Origin of the sequence: Zobellia russellii (assembly GCF_018728565.1) — a bacterium.
Classification (GTDB): Bacteria; Bacteroidota; Bacteroidia; order Flavobacteriales; family Flavobacteriaceae; genus Zobellia; species Zobellia russellii.
Window position 1 is genome coordinate 1045117 of the sequence record NZ_JACSOI010000001.1, and the last position, 20007, is coordinate 1065123.

General features: G+C 40.1%; 16 protein-coding genes. 14 read left to right on the plus strand and 2 right to left on the minus strand.

Features of this window, described 5'->3' with window-relative positions:
* Positions 1-80: 80 nt before the first annotated feature.
* From H9565_RS04350 to H9565_RS04375, 6 genes are all read left to right on the plus strand, one after another.
* On the plus strand, positions 81-1238 hold the full coding sequence (locus H9565_RS04350; protein WP_215437942.1) for a formimidoylglutamase: 1158 nt from the start codon (positions 81-83) through the stop codon (positions 1236-1238).
* A gap of 123 nt (positions 1239-1361) precedes the next feature.
* On the plus strand, positions 1362-2717 hold the full coding sequence (porK, locus tag H9565_RS04355; RefSeq protein WP_215437945.1) for a T9SS ring complex lipoprotein PorK/GldK: 1356 nt from the start codon (positions 1362-1364) through the stop codon (positions 2715-2717).
* Positions 2718-2865: 148 nt separating this feature from the next.
* Positions 2866-3522 (plus strand): type IX secretion system motor protein PorL/GldL, encoded by a 657-nt coding sequence (porL, locus tag H9565_RS04360; RefSeq protein ID WP_215437948.1) that lies wholly within the window; start codon positions 2866-2868, stop codon positions 3520-3522.
* 54 nt (positions 3523-3576) lie between these two features.
* Complete coding sequence (gene porM / locus H9565_RS04365) at positions 3577-5136, plus strand: type IX secretion system motor protein PorM/GldM (RefSeq protein WP_215437951.1); 1560 nt, start codon at positions 3577-3579, stop codon at positions 5134-5136.
* 59 nt (positions 5137-5195) lie between these two features.
* Complete coding sequence (gene porN, locus H9565_RS04370; protein ID WP_215437954.1) at positions 5196-6098, plus strand: type IX secretion system ring subunit PorN/GldN; 903 nt, start codon at positions 5196-5198, stop codon at positions 6096-6098.
* Between the two features lie 92 nt (positions 6099-6190).
* Positions 6191-7255 carry an NAD(P)/FAD-dependent oxidoreductase gene (locus H9565_RS04375; RefSeq protein ID WP_215437957.1) on the plus strand — a complete coding sequence of 355 codons (1065 nt, stop codon included), beginning with the start codon at positions 6191-6193 and terminating at the stop codon, positions 7253-7255.
* Here the strand turns inward: H9565_RS04375 and H9565_RS04380 are convergent.
* Positions 7221-7637: a DUF983 domain-containing protein gene (locus H9565_RS04380; RefSeq protein WP_215437960.1), complete on the minus strand. Its 417-nt coding sequence runs from the start codon at positions 7635-7637 to the stop codon at positions 7221-7223. The genes H9565_RS04375 and H9565_RS04380 overlap by 35 nt on opposite strands.
* Positions 7638-7773: 136 nt before the next feature.
* On the opposite strand from H9565_RS04380, the gene H9565_RS04385 reads away from it, so the two are divergent.
* From H9565_RS04385 to H9565_RS04415, 7 genes are all read left to right on the plus strand, one after another.
* Complete coding sequence (locus tag H9565_RS04385) at positions 7774-9684, plus strand: ABC-F family ATP-binding cassette domain-containing protein (RefSeq protein WP_215437963.1); 1911 nt, start codon at positions 7774-7776, stop codon at positions 9682-9684.
* Positions 9685-9865: 181 nt separating this feature from the next.
* Positions 9866-10738 carry a leucine-rich repeat domain-containing protein gene (locus H9565_RS04390; protein WP_215437965.1) on the plus strand — a complete coding sequence of 291 codons (873 nt, stop codon included), beginning with the start codon at positions 9866-9868 and terminating at the stop codon, positions 10736-10738.
* Between the two features lie 172 nt (positions 10739-10910).
* Positions 10911-12047 (plus strand): efflux RND transporter periplasmic adaptor subunit, encoded by a 1137-nt coding sequence (locus H9565_RS04395; RefSeq protein WP_215437967.1) that lies wholly within the window; start codon positions 10911-10913, stop codon positions 12045-12047.
* Entirely contained in the window at positions 12047-15352 is a 3306-nt protein-coding gene (locus H9565_RS04400; RefSeq protein WP_215437968.1) for an efflux RND transporter permease subunit, read from the plus strand. The genes H9565_RS04395 and H9565_RS04400 overlap by 1 nt, the downstream gene beginning before the upstream one ends.
* A gap of 2 nt (positions 15353-15354) precedes the next feature.
* Positions 15355-16719: a TolC family protein gene (locus H9565_RS04405; RefSeq protein ID WP_215437969.1), complete on the plus strand. Its 1365-nt coding sequence runs from the start codon at positions 15355-15357 to the stop codon at positions 16717-16719.
* A 105-nt stretch (positions 16720-16824) separates the two neighbouring features.
* Positions 16825-17844, plus strand: a complete 1020-nt coding sequence (locus H9565_RS04410; protein WP_215437970.1) for a Gfo/Idh/MocA family protein — start codon at positions 16825-16827, stop codon at positions 17842-17844.
* A 9-nt stretch (positions 17845-17853) separates the two neighbouring features.
* The gene (locus tag H9565_RS04415; protein ID WP_215437972.1) at positions 17854-18036 is read left to right on the plus strand and encodes a CPXCG motif-containing cysteine-rich protein; all 183 of its coding nucleotides are present in this window, start codon (positions 17854-17856) and stop codon (positions 18034-18036) included.
* Between the two features lie 2 nt (positions 18037-18038).
* On the opposite strand, the gene H9565_RS04420 is transcribed toward H9565_RS04415, so the two are convergent.
* The gene (locus H9565_RS04420) at positions 18039-18719 is read right to left on the minus strand and encodes a head GIN domain-containing protein (protein ID WP_215437974.1); all 681 of its coding nucleotides are present in this window, start codon (positions 18717-18719) and stop codon (positions 18039-18041) included.
* A 204-nt stretch (positions 18720-18923) separates the two neighbouring features.
* Here H9565_RS04420 and H9565_RS04425 point away from each other — a divergent pair, with 204 nt between their 5' ends.
* Complete coding sequence (locus H9565_RS04425; protein ID WP_246560287.1) at positions 18924-19973, plus strand: formylglycine-generating enzyme family protein; 1050 nt, start codon at positions 18924-18926, stop codon at positions 19971-19973.
* Positions 19974-20007 lie beyond the last annotated feature (34 nt).

Consider the following 20007-nt stretch of genomic DNA (forward strand, 5'->3'; position numbering starts at 1 on the left):
TGCCAATTGTAGTAAAGATAGATAAAGAGACGCATAACGTGCGTCTCTATAATTTAAACACATATAATCTTTCAAAATAAATGGCATTTGATTTTCTGGTTCCAGTAGAAGATAAAGTAATGGCCCACTGCGAACTGTTTGCTGCCCAATCTCTGGGAAAGCATACAAGAATACATACAAAAAGAGATGGTCTTCCGGACCTAGAAAATGTTTCAATCGCTATTATCGGGGTTAGGGAGTCCAGAAACGCCTTTGAAAAGAAAACCGAAAAGCTAGATATTGCCGCTATACGGATTCAGTTGTACAAGTTGTTGTTGGGTAATTGGAACTCAACATTGGCGGATATGGGCAATATTGAAGAAGGAGCAACGGTTGAGGATACCTATTTTGTTGTAAAGAATACACTTTCCGCACTTTTGGAGAAAAAGATAGTGCCCATAATAATAGGTGCTACACAAGATATAACCTATCCTGCGTACCGGTCTTTTGATGGTATTGTAGACTTGGTAAACTTGGTAGCGGTAGATAGCAGGTTTGATTTTGGTATGGATGATGAGCTTATTTCATCGCATTCCTATATGAGTAAGATTATTACGGATAAGCCCAATAATCTCTTTAATTTCTCCAATATAGGATATCAGAGTTACTTTAATGCACAGGAGGAAATAGATTTAATGGAGCGTCTTTTCTTTGATGCTTACCGTTTGGGAGAGCTGGGTTCGGATATTTCCTTGGCAGAACCTGTACTGCGTAACGCACATATGATTAGTATGGATGCCCGTGCCGTTAGGGCCAGTGAAATAGGATTATCCGATGATTTTTCGCCAAATGGGTTTACGGGAAGAGAGATTTGTGCCATAGCCAGATATTCGGGAATTAGTGACAAAGTAAGTATTTTTGGGGTCTATGAAATGGAAAACACCAATCAATCCTGTCAGTTAATGGCCCAGATAATTTGGTATTTCATCGAGGGTTATAACTTTAGAATAAACGAATCGCCTTTTGAAAGTAGCGAAAACTTTACAAAGTATATAGTTCCTACAGATACCGAAGAACTTACCTTTCACAAGAGTCACCTTACTAATAGGTGGTGGGTAGAGGTTCCATCTATACTAACGCCGCATACTAAATCAAATTCATCGGCGTTATTACCATGCACTAAAAAGGACTATTTGGAAGCGTGCGACCAAAACATTCCTGAACGGTGGTTCAAGGCCTATAAAAAAGGTTTTAATTGAGTTGAAAAAAAATATAGTATAATTGCCATTGATACAATAATTTGATGAAATCACAGTTTTAGAGTGTAGAATTAAATCATAGTATTTGCAGTTTATAACCAGAATCGAAATTTAACCTAAAGTATGAAAAAGCTATTGTTATCATCTATAGCGTTTGTTTTTTTGCTCAGCAGTTGCGGATCAAAGACAAAGGGAGAGCTAGTCGGGGCCCAAGGAAAGAAGTGGTATCCTGAGAAACCTTATGGGATGGAGCTCATTCCACGAGGTTCTTATATCATGGGTAAATCCGAAGAGGACCAGGCTAAAGTTCTGAACGCACCAACAAAGACCGTGACGGTCAGATCGTTCTATATGGATGACACCGAGATTACGAATAGCGAGTATCGCCAGTTTGTAGAATGGGTACAGGATTCCATTACCAGAACACGTTTAGCCGTATTGGCAGATGAATTGGGTCTAGGGCCTGAGGATGAAGGTATTGGTGAGTATGCGTTTAAAGACGCAGATACCACTAAACTATCTGCTTATGACAAGTACATGCTGGATAATTATGCCGGTATGGGCGAAACTGGTTTTGAAGGCCGTGCCTTGAACAAGGACCAAGACCTTATTTGGGATATCTCTGAGTATCCAGATGAGTATTATACAGAGGTAATGGATTCTTTGTATATTCCTGAAGAGGAGTCTTATAACGGTCAGCGTACTATTGATGTTACAAAATTGAAGTACAAGTATAGCTGGATGGATATTGAAGCTGCAGCTCGTTCTAGAACCGGAAGCAGAAAAGATTTTATCCGTCAAGAAGAACTTGAAATCTATCCTGACACTACCGTTTGGATCCGTGATTTTGAATATTCGTACAACGAACCAATGCATAATGATTATTTCTGGCACGATGCCTATAGTGAATACCCTGTAGTTGGTGTTTCTTGGGCACAGGCAAGAGCTTTCTGTAACTGGAGAACCAAGTTTAAGAATGATGATCAGAAAAGTAAAGGCAAGCAATTTGTAAACCAATTCAGGTTACCTACTGAAGCTGAATGGGAATATGCTGCCAGAGGTGGTATTGAAGGAGGAACTTATCCATGGGGCGGACCTTATGTAATTAGTGATACAGGTTGCTTTATGGCAAACTTTAAACCACAAAGAGGTGATTATGCCGCAGATGCAGCTTTATACACTGTAGAAGCAAAATCATATGAGCCAAATGATTTTAATCTTTACAACATGGCCGGTAACGTGTCTGAATGGACCAACTCTAGCTATGACCCTAATTCTTACGAATTTGTTTCTACAATGAACCCTAACGGTGGCGATGGGGCAAATGCAAGAAAAGTAATTCGTGGAGGTTCTTGGAAAGACGTTGCTTATTTCCTACAGGTAAGCACCAGAGATTATGAGTATGCAGATTCTGCTCGTAGTTACATCGGCTTTAGAACCGTACAGGATTATATGGGAGAAGAAGATTCAACACAATAAAAAAGTAATATTAGGATTATAGTTATTTTCAAATACACAAATACAAATACACCATCTGATTCTTCTAGCCATAGAGGAAGACGATAAACAAATCAAACAGTAAACCAAATCTTTTATTAACATTAATTTTCAAATTAAACCTTAAATTATGGCACAGTCAAAATCAACAAAGAAATTATTCAACATGGCCTACGGCCTTGGAGCATCTGTAGTAATTATCGGTGCGTTGTTCAAGATTCTTCACTGGGAGTTCGGACCTTTAACAGGTGGTCTTCTTTTAGCAATAGGTCTTATTACAGAAGCACTTATTTTTGCGATCAGTGCATTTGAACCAGTAGATGATGAATACGATTGGTCTTTAGTATACCCAGAATTGGCCGGTGGTGCTTCAACAGGAGTTGCAAGAAGCAACGAAGCTCAAGAAATCAAAGAAGCAGAAGCTTCGTTATCTGGTAAATTAGACGAATTATTGAAAGAAGCAGGAGTTGACGCTAACCTAATGGAAAGCCTTGGAACTAGCATCCGTAACTTTGAAGGTGCAGCTAAGGGTATTGCCCCAACTGTTGACGCTATGGAGTCTACAAGAAAGTATTCTGATGAAATGGTTCAGGCTGCCGCTCAAATGGAGTCGTTGAACAGCTTATACAAAGTACAATTAGAGAGTGCTAGCAAACAAGCTTCAGTTAATGAAGAAGTTGTACAGAATGCATCTGCTCTTAAAGACCAAATGGAATCTTTGGCAACTAACCTTTCTTCATTGAACGGAGTATACGGTGGTATGTTAACCGCTATGAACAGAAACTAATTAGAGATTAGTTAACCCCAAATCAAATAATTAATCAAATCTAATTAAAAAAACATGGCAGGAGGAAAAGCAACACCACGTCAGAAGATGATCAATCTTATGTATTTGATCTTCATCGCTATGCTGGCGTTAAACATGAGTAAAGAAGTACTTGCAGCTTTCGGTATTATGAACGAAAAGATGGAAGCTTCTAACGCGAAGACTACAGAAAGTAACCTAGCTTTCTTGAGTGGTCTAGAGACTAAAGCTTCCGAAGATTCTGAGAAATACGGAAAGCTTTATAAAGATGCACAGAAAATCAAGCAGATGTCACAGGAGTATTATGACTATCTAGAAGGCCTTAAGCAAGGCATGACAGAAGGTTTGGAAGATGCCAAGGACTATGCAAGAATGGATAATTCTGATTTCTTGGATCAAAAATTCTTTCAAGGAGACAATCTATCGGAAGGTGGAAAGGAATTCATGAGTAGAATTAATGACTACCGTACACAAGTATCGGCTATCGTACCAAAAGATTTGAAAGAATCTGTAAACGCTCGCTTCCAGACTGGAGATGAGAACGGTAAAGAAACTAAAAGAGACGGTTCTAAGCAAGATTGGATCAACTACCACTACGAAGGATATCCTTTAGTAGCTTCTTTGGCCAAGATTACTGCTCTTCAGGCAGATGTTAAAGCTACAGAAGAAGACGCTCTTAAAAGAATGTTGGAAGGTGAGTTAACAAGCCAAGTATCGCTTAAGAATTTTGCAACATCATTACAGGCTAGTAAATCTGCTTTTTACTCCGGTGAGAAGTATGACGGTAAGATTATCATTAGTAAAACTGATAACTCTTCTACTCCTGTAAAAGCTGAGTTAACGTTAGACGGAAGAAAACTTTCTGAAGGTACTGACTATAAACTAGAGGCTGGTGGTGTTAAGATGTTGATCGGAGCAGGTTCTGCCGGTGATCACACTGTAGAAGGTACATTGTACTTTAAGCAAGATGGAGAGGAGATTCCTGTACCTGTAAAGAACAGCTTTGCTACAATTAGCAAGCCTAACGCTGCTTTAATTGCGGCTGATAAGATGAATGTTGTTTACCGTGGCGTTGCTAACCCAATGTCTATATCTATCCCAGGCATACCTAATAACAAAGTAAATGCTTCTGCTCCAGGTTTAAAATCTGTTAACGGTAGCAAGTATATTATGAATCCTGGAACAGGTAGAACAGTTACTATTACAGCTTCTGGTAAATTACCTGATGGTCAGACCGTATCTTCTAAATCTGAGTTTAGAATTAAGGATATTCCAAGACCTGCGGGTTCTGTAAGTAAGCAAACAGGTAGTGCTAAAATGCCTAGAGCTAACATGGAAATTGCTACTATTGGAGCAATGTTGGAAGATTTTGATTTTGACTTGAACCTTGCTGTAAGCGGATTTAAGTTCAAAGTTCCTGGTCAGCCTACCGTAAGTGTTAACGGAAGCAAATTGAACGCTAACGCCAAATCTGCCCTTAAGAGAGCTAAAAGAGGTGATGCTGTTCAGATATTTGATATCCAAGCTTACATTACAAATAACAAGAGTTATAAATTGAAGAAGGTATCTCCGGTTGTAGTGGAGATCACAAACTAATAACAACTAGTAAAACCGGGCGGTCTTTTGATCGCTCGGTAATTTAAAATTTTACAAACATGAATTGGAAAAATGCTTTAGTAATTGGTGCAGTAACATTGTTGCCAGTTTCCATGATGGCCCAGGCGAACATCTTGAACGCCAAAAAGCCTGAGGAAATAGGCATTAAGACCGAAGCTCAAAAAGCTTTGGACAATGATGCTCCCCTTGAGTATGGGTATGTAGATGATCGTGACATTCTTTGGTCTAAGACCGTTTGGGAAGTTATTGATCTTGATGAAAGGGTAAACTTCCCTTTATATTATCCTACAGATACCATTGATATAGGAAATGATAGAAGATCGTTATACGATGTTCTTTTGAAAAATATCAAGAACGGTAAGCTAAAAGATGTTTATGCAGATTCTTATTTTACGGATAAGCGTAAGTTTAGCGACCTTCAAAGTACGTTGCAAAAAGTAGATACTACTGATTATGGTTACGAACAGATCAATGCAGGCGAAGAACTTTCTCCTGAGTATGTGATGAGAAGAAACCTAACTGCGGCCGATATTGAGGAATACCGTATAAAAGGAATGTGGTATTTTGATAAGCGTCAAGGCGAATTAAAGTATCGTTTGTTAGGTATTGCCCCGGTAGCTCCTGACGTTAACTTTATAGATGATGACTCTATGGATCCAAGTGATGCAAAGGTTGAGTTATTCTGGGTATGGTATCCAGATGCACGAAACATCTTGCACGAGGCCAAAGTCTTTAACCAAAGAAACTCTGCACAACCTATCTCTTTTGATATGTTGTTGAACGCAAGAAGGTTTAATGGTGTAATCTATAGAGAAGACAATGTTCATGGTGACCGTAAAGTAAATGATTACATTACAGATAATGCTCTGTTCCAGTTGTTGGAAGCAGGTAGAATCCAAGAGGTCATTAGAGATAGAGAGCAAGATATGTGGGCTTACTAGAGCCAAGAATATTCCAATTCAAATAGTATTGAGCGCCCTGACAGTTTTTGTCGGGGCGCTTTTTTTGATTGCCAATTTTCTACCTTTGGCGTATGATAGATTATTTAATTGTAGGGCTTGGCCTAGCAGGTATTTCATTCTGTGAGCAGCTAGAGAAGAATAACAAAACCTTTAGGGTGATTGCAGATAGTTCCCAGACCTCTTCGGTAGTGGCCGGAGGCCTATATAACCCAGTTATTCTAAAACGGTTTACGTTGGCGTGGCAGGCAGAGGAACAGATGAAAACAGCATCGGCTTTTTATGCGCATTTGGAACGCAAGTTAGGAGTTAAGTTAAATTATGAGCTGTCGGTATACAGAAGGTTTCATTCTGTTGAAGAACAAAACTTGTGGTTTGAAGCTTCCGATAAAAAAGGATTGGATAAGTTTTTGAATACATCTGTTCATGCAAATACCAATGTTCATATAGATGCTCCGTTCGGTTATGGGGAAGTACGCCATACAGGAAGAATAGATACAGAAAAATTAGTCTCTTCGTACAAGAAATACCTCCAGGAGAAAGACTTAGTGATTGAAGAAACCTTTAATTACAACCGTTTGCAGTATTCTGATGATACAATAGAATACGACGCTCTTTCTGCCCGGAAAATTGTGTTTGCAGAAGGTTTTGGGTTAAAGGAAAATCCGTTTTTTAATTATTTGCCTTTGCAAGGTTCCAAAGGGGAGTACGTATTTATTGAAGCTCCCGATCTAAAAGAGGATAAAGCCATAAAGTCTTCGGTGTTCATTATTCCCCAAGGGAATAATATCTATAGGGTAGGTGCTAATTACGAACGCCATGACAAAACCAATCTGCCAACAGAAAGTGCCAGAGAAGGACTATTGGCTAAATTAAGAACGGTGCTTAAGTGCGGTTTTAAAGTGGTAGACCAAGTAGCTGGGGTAAGACCGACCGTGGTAGATAGAAAACCGCTGGTAGGTAGGCACCCTAAGTTTAAAAGCTTGCATATCCTTAACGGATTTGGTTCAAGGGGGGTTCTTATAGGCCCGTCTGCTGCAAAACAACTGTACATGTTCGCAGAAGACGGTCAGGAGTTAGATTCGGAATTGGACATTGCACGTTTTACTCAGAAATACTTTCAGCAGTCTTTTTCCTGAATTTTGTGCCTGCTTCAGAATCAAAGTGGATAAAGAAATTGATCCAAATGTTTCGGGACAATCTAATAATTAGTGGCATGAAAATTATCATGGTGGCAACAATGGCAATAAATGAAGTAGTCAAAGTTGCGCCAATGAACAAAAAGCTGATGACAAATGCTGCTACGGCAAAAGCAATTCCAACGGCATAACTTACATACATGGCGCCATAAAAGAAAGAAGGTTCAATCTTGTACTTGGTGCCACAGGTAGAGCAACGTTCGTGCATATCAAAGATTTTGCCCAGATGATACGGGTTTTTATCTTCATACATGCTCTCTTCGTGGCATTTGGGACAACTTCCTGTTAAAATGCTGTATAGTTTGTTTCCTTTTTTTAACATTTGCAAAACTTTGAATAAAAGTACAACTTTGGCTTTTCTTTCAATGTAACTATCATTACAAATAGTAATGTTTTTTCAAAAATAATTAAACCACCTTATGGGCATGATGCCTGTCTGAATCTAGAATTTTTAAAGTATGTTGAATATCCATAACCTTTCCGTTTCTTTTGGCGGAGAATATCTTTTTGAGGAAATATCCTTTCGTTTAAATGGTGGTGATCGTGTGGGTCTGATCGGTAAGAACGGAGCGGGTAAATCAACACTTTTAAAAATGTTGTCCAAAGATATGCCTATTGATTCGGGTACTATCGCCATGGAGAAAAATATTAAGATTGGTTTTCTTCGTCAGGATATAGATTTTGTTTTGGGGCGTACCGTTTTGGAAGAGTCCTATCAGGCTTTTGAAGAAATAAAGGCATTGGAGCTTAAGTTGGATGAAATTAACCACCAACTAGCAGAGCGAACGGATTATGAGAGTGAAATCTATCATCAACTTATGGTAGACTTGAGCGATCTTACCCATCGCTATGAAATATTAGGTGGGTATAATTACCAAGGCGAAACCGAAAAAATACTATTGGGCCTTGGTTTTAAACGAGAGGATTTTGATAAGAAAACCGACACGTTTTCCGGCGGATGGAGAATGCGGATAGAATTGGCAAAACTCTTGCTCCAGAGCAATGATGTGTTACTTCTGGATGAGCCCACCAACCACTTGGATATTGAGTCTATTATCTGGTTGGAGCAATTTTTGAAAGGGTACGCGGGCGCTGTTGTTATTGTTTCTCACGATAAAATGTTTTTGGATAACGTTACCAACCGTACCATAGAAATCTCCTTGGGCCGTATTTATGACTACGGAAAGCCCTATTCCCAGTTTCTTTTGCTTAGAGGCGAAATAAAGGAACAGCAGATGAACGCCCTAAAGAATCAGGAAAAGGAAATTCAGCAAGCAGAACGCTTGATCGAGAAGTTCCGAGCCAAAAGCTCCAAGGCTTCAATGGCACAGTCGTTGATCAAGAAATTGGATAAAATGGAGCGTATTGAAGTAGATCAGGATGATAATGCCGTAATGAACCTCCGTTTTCCGGTCTCCATAACTCCGGGTAAGGTTATTGCGGAAATAGAGGAACTTTCCAAAAGCTACGGGGAGAAAGATGTACTTTCTGGTATAAATCTACTTTTGGAGCGCGATAGTAAAACGGCCTTTGTGGGTCAGAACGGTCAAGGAAAATCTACATTGGCCAAGATAATGGTGGGTGATTTGGACTACGAAGGCAAATTAAAGTTGGGGCATAACGTACAAATTGGATATTTTGCCCAAAACCAGGCCGAATACTTAGATGGTAACAAAACCATATTAGATACCATGATAGATGCGGCCAACGAAAAGAATAGAAGTAAGGTAAGAGATATTCTGGGCTCATTTTTATTCAAGGGAGATGAGGTGGAAAAATACGTAAAAGTGCTTTCCGGTGGAGAGCGAAACCGTTTGGCCTTGGCCAAGATGCTTTTGCAGCCTTTTAACGTGTTGGTAATGGATGAACCTACCAACCACTTGGATATTCAATCTAAGAACGTTTTAAAACAGGCCTTGCAGAATTTTGACGGAACCCTGGTTCTTGTTTCTCACGATAGGGATTTTCTACAAGGGCTGACCAATAAGGTGTATGAGTTTAAGGACAAGAAAATTAAAGAGTATTTAGGCGATATAGATTACTATCTTGATCAGCGTAAGGTTGAAGATTTTAGGGCGATAGAAAAAAAACAGGACGTTCAAAAAAAAAGCGACACGCCAAAATCTAGTGCGACCGACTTTAAGGAACAGAAAAAAATAAAATCACTTAAAAACCGACTTAGCTCAGTGGAGTCGGACATTGCAAGACTGGAAAAGGAGATAGGCGAGATAGACCATAAATTGTTAATGGATTACGACAAGACTATTGCTGTTCCCAATTTTTTTGACGGCTATCAAAAGAAGAAAAAGCAGTTGGAACAAATGATGACCAAGTGGGAAGAAATTACCTTAGAGCTAGAAAATTACTAGTGAGCTGCCGTAATTGACCATTTGAACAAAGTGCTCACAACAAAATATCTGGCTTTCACAACATTATAGGGCCGTTAAACGATAATTTTTGTTTTTCATCCACATTAAGGCTTATTTTTGTAGGGTAATTCGCTTTGAATTACGCCCAACCTTACTGTCAACCAAAAAAAATAGTATTCGTATGAAAAGTCTATTAAGTTACTTAGTGCTTTTGTGCATTACGGTGCATACGGTTATGGCCGACGTTCCGAAGAAAGAAAAAGAATCGCTCATTGAGTTGTACAACGCAATGAAGGGTGATGAATGGCAAAGAAAATGGAACCTGAATGCAGAAATCTCTACATGGCAAGGTGTAACGGTCAGAAACAACCACGTTGTAGAAATCAATCTTTTTAATAACAACCTTCAAGGGGTTATTCCAAGTAGTATTGGTGACTTGGAAAAACTGGAATCTTTAAACTTGGCGTTTAACGGCATTACAGGAGAGCTTCCTAAAGAGATTGCACAACTTACGAGACTACGCGTGCTGAAGATAGAAATGAACCGTATTAAAGGAGAACTTCCTTTGGAATTGGGTAGAATGAGAAGTTTAATGGAGCTAACGGCTTTCAACAACTTTATAACCGGAAGCATTCCTGAAAGTATTGGGGAAATAAAAAATCTGAAAATTTTAAACCTGTCCAGTAATAGTCTAAAAGGAAATATACCTAAATCTGTTGGCGGATTGGCCCAATTGGAAAGTTTGGGTCTTTTTGAAAATACGTTGGAAGGAAGTATTCCTTCGGAAATAGGTGGACTTACAAAGCTTAAGGAACTTGTTTTGGCGAATAACCAATTGGGAGGTGAGCTTCCGGAAGAGTTTGGTCAATTGGCTAGCTTAGAGGTGTTACAGCTTCAGAATAACAAATTTGATTCGTTCAAAAGCCTTCATTCAATGGATGAAAAGCAGTTCTTGGTTTTTGATTATGATAAGGAAGATGATAAAATCGATTTCAAAAATGTTGAATACGGCAGAACTAGAATGGCCGATACAAAGTTTGAAGACGAAGAATAGAAAATAGATTTCCATAATTTATTAGTTAGTTTGGTTAAAGGGACGCAGTTATGCGTCCCTTTTTTTTCGGGTATTTCAAAAAAAATACATTTAAGATACATTTAACAAAGCTCCCTTAAACTATTAGATAGCTTTGTAGTCCAACCATCTGGTTATATAGCCCAACTAACTTATGAATACACGAAAGATCCTCTTGACCGTACTAGGTGTTTTGCTGATTATTGTTTCGGTTTACGCAGCAATATCAATTGTAAACAGTAAAAGAACCCCTAGACCAAAACCTGAAAAAGTAATTAAGACTGTCTTTGTAGATACGGTTAAAAACGGAAGTATCCCCATAGTAATTCCTGCAAATGGTAATTTAAGCGCTAAACAAAGGGTAGAACTCTACTCAGAGGTGCAGGGAGTGTTTAGAAAAGGGAACAAGCTTTTTAAAGCGGGACAGACCTACCGGGCCGGTGAAACCATTATCCGTATAGATGCTGCGGAATATTCGGCAAGTGTACAATCGGCAAAAAGCAACCTTTACAATCTAATTACTTCCATAATGCCGGATTTAAGGTTGGATTATCCTGAGATATTCCCTAAATGGCAAAAATATCTCAGCGATTTTAATATGGGGAACACGACTCCTGCTTTACCTGAAATGACAGATGAAAAGGAGAAGTATTTTATTTCCGGTCGTGGTATTCTTACCAATTACTATAATGTAAAGAATTTAGAGCAACGTCTTTCTAAGTATCGAATTTCGGCTCCGTTTAGTGGTATCCTAACCGAGGCTTTGGTTACAGAGGGAACTTTGGTAAGGTCCGGTCAAAAATTGGGAGAATTCATTAATACAGACGTGTATGAGTTGGAGGTCGCGATTGGCAAGGACTATAGTGATCTTTTAAAAGTGGGCGAAAGCGTAGAGCTTATCAATCTTAATGGAACTAAAACGTATACAGGAAAAGTTGCCCGTATTAACGGGAGTGTAGATTTGGCATCACAGACCATAAGGGCCTATATAGATGTTAAAGATGAAAATCTTAGGGAAGGAATGTACTTGGAGGCCAATCTAGATGCCAGACAGGAGGAAAATGCTATTGAAATAGACAGGGGGCTTTTACTTGAAAATGACCAAATTTTTGTGGTACGAGACACCATTTTAGATGTGGTTGATGTAAAGCCGGTATATTTTTCCGATAGAAAGGTGGTCCTAAAAAATGTACCTGATGGATTAACCATTGTTTCAAAACCGGTAGTAGGAGCTTATGCCGGTATGCTAGTTAAGGTTTTTGACGAGAGTAACACAAAAACCCAAGACTAATGAGAAACATAATCTCTTATTTCATAAAGTATCACGTTGCCGTAGATGTCTTTGTACTGGCGTTTATGGTGTTTGGTATTGCCGGCGCTCTTTCGTTAAAATCCAGCTATTTTCCGCTTTCGGATTCTAAGAATATATCAATAAACATAACCTATCCCGGCGCTTCACCGCAAGAGGTAGAAGAGGGTATTGTTCTTAAGATAGAAGATAACTTAAAAGGTCTTGAAGGTGTAGACCGGGTTACCTCCACCGCAAGGGAGAACAGTGGAGTTATTAATGTGGAAATCGAAAAAGGGCGCGATATAGATTTCATGCTATTGGAGGTAAAGAATGCCGTAGATAGGGTGCCCTCTTTTCCTACCGGAATGGAGCCTTTAATTGTCTCCAAACTAGAAGCCGTTAGAGAGACCATAACGTTTGCCATAAGTGGGGAACAGATTCCGTTGGCTACTTTAAAACAAGTAGGGAGACAGGTAGAGAACGAACTACGTACCATAGATGGCATTTCTCAAATAGAGATGAGTGGTTATCCATTGGAGGAAATAGAGATAGCCGTAAACGAAAATAGTTTGTTGGCTTACAATATATCTTTTAATGAAGTATCTCAGGCGGTGGCCAATGCCAATATTTTGGTTACTGGAGGTAATATTAAAACCGACTCCGAAGAATATTTGATCAGGGCCAACAATAGGTCTTATTACGGAGATGAGCTGTCTAATATGATTATCCGTGCGGATGCTTCGGGTAGTGCGGTGCGGTTAAAAGATGTGGCCATCATTCGTGACCGTTTTGAAGAATCGCCCAATGCTTCTTATTTTGATGGGAACCTTTCCGTTAGTGCTTCCATCACGAGTACCAATACAGAAGACCTTTTGGGTTCTGCCGAAAAGGTAAAGGAATATATAGAGGACTTTAACCAAAAGCACAACAACATAAAGTTAAGCGTGGTCAGTGATCGTAGTATTACCTTGAACCAACGTACGGAGTTGTTGACGGAGAATGCTATTGTGGGTATGATCTTGGTACTCATATTCCTCTCGTTGTTCTTAAATACACGTTTGGCTTTTTGGGTGGCATTCGGTCTACCTATCTCCTTTTTGGGAATGTTCGTATTTGCAGGATATTTTGATGTTACCATTAACGTGTTATCGCTTTTTGGTATGATTATCGTAATCGGTATTCTGGTAGATGACGGAATCGTGATTGCGGAAAACATTTATCAGCATTACGAAAAAGGAAAAAGTCCAATACAAGCCGCTATTGATGGTACCATGGAGGTAATACCACCCATTATTTCGGCAATTATCACTACCATATTGGCCTTTTCTATCTTCCTATTTTTAGATGGTAGAATAGGTGAATTCTTTAGTGAGGTATCCGTAATCGTAATCCTCACCTTGGTAGTCTCCTTGGTAGAGGCCCTAATAATTCTTCCTGCGCATTTGGCCCATTCAAAAGCACTTACGGTCATAGAAAAGAAACCAAAAACGGCAATAGGGAGAGCTTTTGCCAAATTAAGGGTCATTAATGAAATGGGAGACCGTTTCATGGTTTGGATGCGCGATAAGATTTACAGCCCTGCTTTACGTTTTGGTCTGCGCTATAAAGTACTGATGTTCGCATTCTTTGTTATGGCTTTGATACTTACATTGGGGTCTGTGGGTGGCGGAATCGTTAGAACGGCCTTTTTCCCAAGAGTTGCCAGTGACAGGGTTTCCGTAGATTTATTGATGCCCAACGGAACCAATGAAAAAATCACGGATTCTATTATTTCTTTGATAGAGGAGAAGTCTAAAATTGTAAACCAGGAGCTAACTGAGAAGTACTTAAAGGGAACGGATAAAGTCCTTTTTGAAAATACAATTAAGAGAATTGGTCCGGGTACCTCTGCCGCTTCTTTGGATATTAACCTTTTACCAGGTGAGGAACGTCCGGATGCCATTAGTTCGGATATGGTAACCAATAGATTGCAGGAGTTAATGGGGCCTGTATTAGGGGTTGAAAGCCTTATTTATGGCTCAGGAGGAAACTTTGGCGGTAATCCGGTATCGGTTTCGCTTTTGGGGAATAATATCACCGAACTAAAGGCTGCCAAAAAAGAGCTAAAGGCCGTGCTGGAAAACAATGCCCTGCTAAAAGATGTTGCGGATAATGACCCCGCAGGTATAAAGGAAATAAGACTTGAACTTAAAGAGAATGCGTATTTATTGGGGCTTGACTTGCGTACGGTAATGAATCAGGTACGTGCGGGCTTTTTTGGGTCTCAAGCGCAACGTTTTCAAAGAGGGCAAGATGAAATTAAGGTTTGGGTACGTTACGATAGGGAGAACCGCTCTTCCATTACGGATTTGGATGAAATGCGAATCACCACTCCAAACGGAAATAAAGTTCCGTTAAAGGAAATAGCAACCTATATCATTGAAAGGGGAGACGTGGCCATAAACCACTTGGAAGGACAACGGGAAATTCAGGTTTCGGCGGACATTAAAAATGAAAAAACAACAAGTGCCACGGATATCATGAACGAAATCCGTACCACCGTAATGCCGGAAATACAGTCCAGATATCCAACGGTAACGGCATCGTACGAAGGTCAGAACAGGGAGGCCAAAAAAATGTCCGATTCCATAACTGTGGTGGGTCTATCGGTTTTATTGTTAATATACATCACTATAGCGTTTACGTTTAGAAGTTTCAGTCAGCCGTTGTTACTTATTTTGCTGGTACCGTTTAGTTTAACTGCAGTAGCATGGGGGCATTGGATTCATGACTTTCCGGTCAATATTCTATCGTTATTGGGTATTATCGCCTTAATAGGCATTATGGTGAATGATGGTTTGGTACTCATAAGTAAGTTTAATGGCAATTTGCGTGGTGGAATGAAATTTGACGATGCCATTTTTGAGGCGGGCCGCTCACGTTTTAGGGCTATATTTTTGACGTCGATAACTACTATTGCAGGTCTGGCTCCGCTTTTGTTGGAGCGCAGTAGGCAAGCCCAGTTTTTAAAGCCCATGGCTATATCCATTGCCTATGGTATTGCTTTTGCCACTGTTCTGACCTTGTTATTATTGCCGCTGTTCTTAGCGTTCAGTAACCGTATTAAAGTAACTACAAAATGGTTGAAAACCGGTGATGATATCACTAAGGAAGAGGTAGAACGTGCTATAAAGGAGCAGAAGGAAGAAGCACATATGGCGGAGCAGCCTGGGCTGCCGTTAAACGGAACTTCCCATGATGTAATGAAAGGTTCGGAAGTAAGCAATAGTGCCTCATCTAACAGCAATATTAAGAAACCAGAATAGGAATGATCAAACAAGTTATAGTCCCCTTAATTTTTCTTTTTATCAGCCTAGGAGTTACAGCTCAAGAGAAGCGTTTATCCAAAGAAGAAGCGGTACGCTTAACATTGGAAAACAACTTTGGAATTAAGGTAGCGGGTAATCAAGTAGAAATTGCCGATAACAATCAGGGTATACTCAATTCTGGCTATTTACCGAGTCTTACGGGTACGGCAGGCGCCAATTACAATGATTTAAATAGCAATACGGAATATCCGGGACAATTTGAAAGCTCCGGCGAGCCCAGACCTGATCTGGAAATAAACCATGCGGAATCGCAATCCTTCAATGGCGGATTGAACTTGAACTATACGTTGTTTGATGGTTTAGGAAGGCTCTACAATTACAAAAGACTAAAAGAGCAGTATCAACTTACGGAATTACAAGCCAGGGAGACCATAGAGAACACATTGTTGCAATTGTTCAGTATTTATTTTGAAGTAGCTAGGCTTACGGAGAACGAAAATGTGCTGAAACAGGCTTTGGAAATTTCTACGGACCGTATTACACGGGCGGAGTACGCTTTTGAATACGGCCAGAATACCAAACTGGACATTCTAAATGCTCAGGTAGATGTTACCAATGATAGTATTAACCTATTGAACACCAAACAGCAATTGGCCAATGTTAAAAGGGATTTGAATGTTATTGTCAATCAAAGCTTGACCGAGGATTTTCAAGTGGATACTATTGTTCGTTTTGTGCCCAGATTGCAATTGGATGAGCTCATAGGCGAGGCCAAGCAGAACAACGTAACCATACTGCAGGCCGAGCGTAATTTGGCCATTAATGCGTATGATATTAAGGTGAATCGTTCCGGTTACCTTCCTACTATTGGGCTTACGGGCTCGTACGGTTGGAATTTGAACCAAAGTGCACCCAATTCCTTTTTGCCGGGCCAAATTATTCCCGGGAGCAACAGAACCAGCCTTACATTGGGCTTAGGGGCCAGTCTTACTTGGAACCTTTTTGATGGCGGAAGAACAACTACCTTGGTGCAGAATTCCAAAATTGCCTATGAAAACCAAGAGTTGTTGCAAGAGCAAGTAACATTAGAAGTGGATCGTGATATTCTTAATGCTCTGGCGAGCTACGAAAACCGATTGACCATTTATCAGATTCAGGAACAGAATGTAATTACCAACCAAAATAATTTTGAACGTTCAAAAGAGCAGTTTCAATTGGGGAGGATTACGTCCATAGAGTTCCGGCAGGCGCAAATTAACCTTTTGAATGCGCAGACCAATAAGAACTTGGCCAAGTATGATGCCAAGCTTGCGGAACTTCAATTGCTTCAGCTTACCGGGCAACTTCTTAACGTTGAATTTTAATCGTATCGTCTAAAACCGTACTGAAAAGGCATCCGTAAATGCACGGATTCTTTGCCTTTCAAATAATTTCTTCGTAGTATAGTTTTACAAAAATAGAACTATCATATGTCTCATATTGGCGTTGGAATTATTGGCACGGGTTCAATCGTACATACCTATGTAAAATGTCTTTCGGAGCTGGAAGGCGTCCGGATAGTAGGGCTTTGTACAAAATCTGCGGATAGGGTAGAGCAGCTGAAAGCTGATTTTGGATTGCCCATCTATAGTGACCTTAATACTTTCGTACAGCACCCAGAAATAGATTTGGTCTGTGTTTGTAATGAAAGTGGAAAACATAGTATAGCAATAGAAGCTGCCGCTAAGGCGGGCAAACATATCCTAAGTGAAAAGCCCCTTGAGGTAACTACTGAAAAAATAGATGGGTTGATTGCCCTATGCGAAGAGCGAAAGGTACTTTTGGGCTGTGTACTTCAAAACAGATGTAGCACGGATTACAAACAGGTAGAAAATGCGATAAAGTCCGGTAAGCTTGGAAAATTGCTTATGGGCAATGCCAGTATCAACTGGTACCGTTCACAGGCGTATTACGCCAATAGCAAGTGGAGAGGAACCAAGAAATTAGATGGTGGCGCCGCTTTTATCAACCAAGGTATTCATACCGTAGATTTATTGCAGAACCTTATGGGGCCTGCAGTTTCGGTCTTTGCCAATGTACAAACTAGAGTACATGAAATAGAAGGGGAAGATGTTGGTGCGGTATTGGTAAATTATGAGAATGGGGCCATGGGAACGATTACGGCAGGTACGGCCCTTTTTCCAGGCTACCCGGAACGCGTTGAGGTATATGGTGAGAAAGGAAGCATTATTATGGAAGGCGGGAAAATCATTGCATGGAATGTAAAAGGAGAAGATGCTCCGAAATTAACTTCAAAAGAACAGGGAAGCGGCGCGGCAGACCCTACGGCCATTGGGCATCACAATCATAAAGTGGTTCTTCAGGATATGGTAAACGCTATCAGGGAAAACCGGAAACCTATGGTGGATGGTGCAGAGGCGCGGAAATCGGTCGCTTTAATAAATGCCATCTATCGATCGTCCAAAAGTAAAAAACAGGTGCAACTTTAAAAGGTCTATATGTACGAACACTTTTTTCAATGCCCCTATTGTTGGGAAGAAATTTCCATGTTAATGGATCCCTCGGTTTCAAAACAAACCTATGTGGAAGATTGCGAGGTATGTTGCAACCCTATTGAGGTAACCCCGCAATTTCAAGATAATGAACTCGTAGCTTTTGAAGCTGTGGATATAGAGCAGTAGCCCTAATCCATTTCTTTGATCTTGCCGCCAAAAACTTTGTCCTTTTCAATACTCTTAGGATTACCATAGATGTAGATAGAACCGCCGGCGCGTACTTTGGCCGTTACTTTATCGGTAGCTTTTACATCTGCCCTTCCTCCGGCATTGACTACTACGGTAGTCTCATTGGTGTCTAGTTGTTTGTTATACGTCTTTCCTCCCGTATTCACCATTACCTCTTGTTTGTCCGCAGAACCGGTAAGGGTAACTTCCCCTCCTGAGATAGATTTAGTGTAGAGGTCTTTGATGTTTATTTTTAAATCTATTTTACCACCTTCTTGGGTTTTGATTTCTACGCGGTCGCCTTTAATGGTCTCGTCCGAACGTATTTTTGCATTTTCGTTGGCATCTAATAGGGCAAGCTCTTCTGTATAGTATAAAGTGGCTTTGGCCTCGTTCCCATCTAAAAAATTATCGAACTCCATTTTTATTTTTAGGAGTCCATTTTTGTTGGAGATGTTTACTTCATCCTTATCGTCTCCTGTAATAACAAGTTTGTTCTCGTTACTTTTTACCAAGCTTACCACGATGCGGTCATATACTTTAAGCTCCGTAAACTTCTCTAATTCTTTTGTGTTTTCCTTTTGTGCGAAAACCCCTGCCGAAACAAATAGGGTCACTGCTATGCATAGTAGTTTTTTCATTTTTATAATTTATAGCGTTCGCACAAATATAGGCTATTTTGGGTAGTTGTAGGGCAATAGCAAGGGGTGTGGAGCATTGTGTTTGCTAGTTTTTAAACAAATAGTACAGCTGTTGTTAAGAGGTTGGGGTTGGTAAGGTTTAAAATGGGTAGAGCTTGACCATTGTAGATAAAAAAAACTATTTTTAGCAAAACCATTTTACCAATGAAAATTCAGTTAACCAAAATTACCTTGTCTGCCTGTCTCATAGGGGCGGTCCTACAATCTTGTAAATCTACACAAGCCGTTACGGCCACCCAGGAAACCGCGGTGGAAAAAACGGAAGAAAAAGTAATGGAAAAAGTACCCGTAGAGGCTTCTAACGGTTATACCGAAACCGTTCCCGAAACCGATAAGAGTTTTGATATGGTGTTGATTCCTAGTGGAACCTTTACCATGGGTAGTCCGGAATCGGAAGCGAACAGAAAGGCCGATGAAGGTCCTCAAAAGGAGGTAGAGCTAGACGCTTTTTATATGGCGAAGCATGAATTGACATGGGACTTGTTTGAACTTTTCTTCAAACAGAACAAAGAACTTTTTGTAAAATTGGATGATGACCGTGTAATTAAAATTGATGCCATTACACGTCCCAGTCCGCCGTATGAGGATCCATCGTATGGTATGGGTAAAGACGGGTTTCCTGCGGTAAGCATGTCCGCATATTCGGCATTGGTATATTGCAAATGGCTAAGTGCCGTTACCGGAAAATTTTACCGATTGCCCACGGAGGCCGAATGGGAATACGCTGCTAAGGCAGGTACACAAAGTGCTTATAGTTTTGGGGATGATGTAGCTCAGATAGACGAGTATGCGGTATACTACAAGAATTCGGAAAGTAAATATGCCAAGGTGGGGTCCAAAAAACCAAATCCTTGGGGCTTGTATGATATGCATGGGAATGCGGCGGAATGGACGTTGGATGAATACAAGGCAGATGCCTATGCCACAATGGACAAGAAAAATCCTTGGGTAACTCCAACAGTAATACACCCACGCTCGTATAGGGGTGGTTCTTGGGATGATGATGCGGATAAATTACGTTCATCGGCCAGAACGGCTTCAAGTTTAAAACAGCAGAAGCGTGATCCACAGATTCCAAAGAGTTTTTGGTGGTTTACAGATTCCAACTATGTAGGTTTTAGATTGGTAAGTCCAAAAGTTCAACCTACCGAGGAAGAACAAAAGAAGTTCTGGCAGACCGTTTTGGATGAATAGAAAATTGAATATAAAATGCCATTAATGTTTTGGC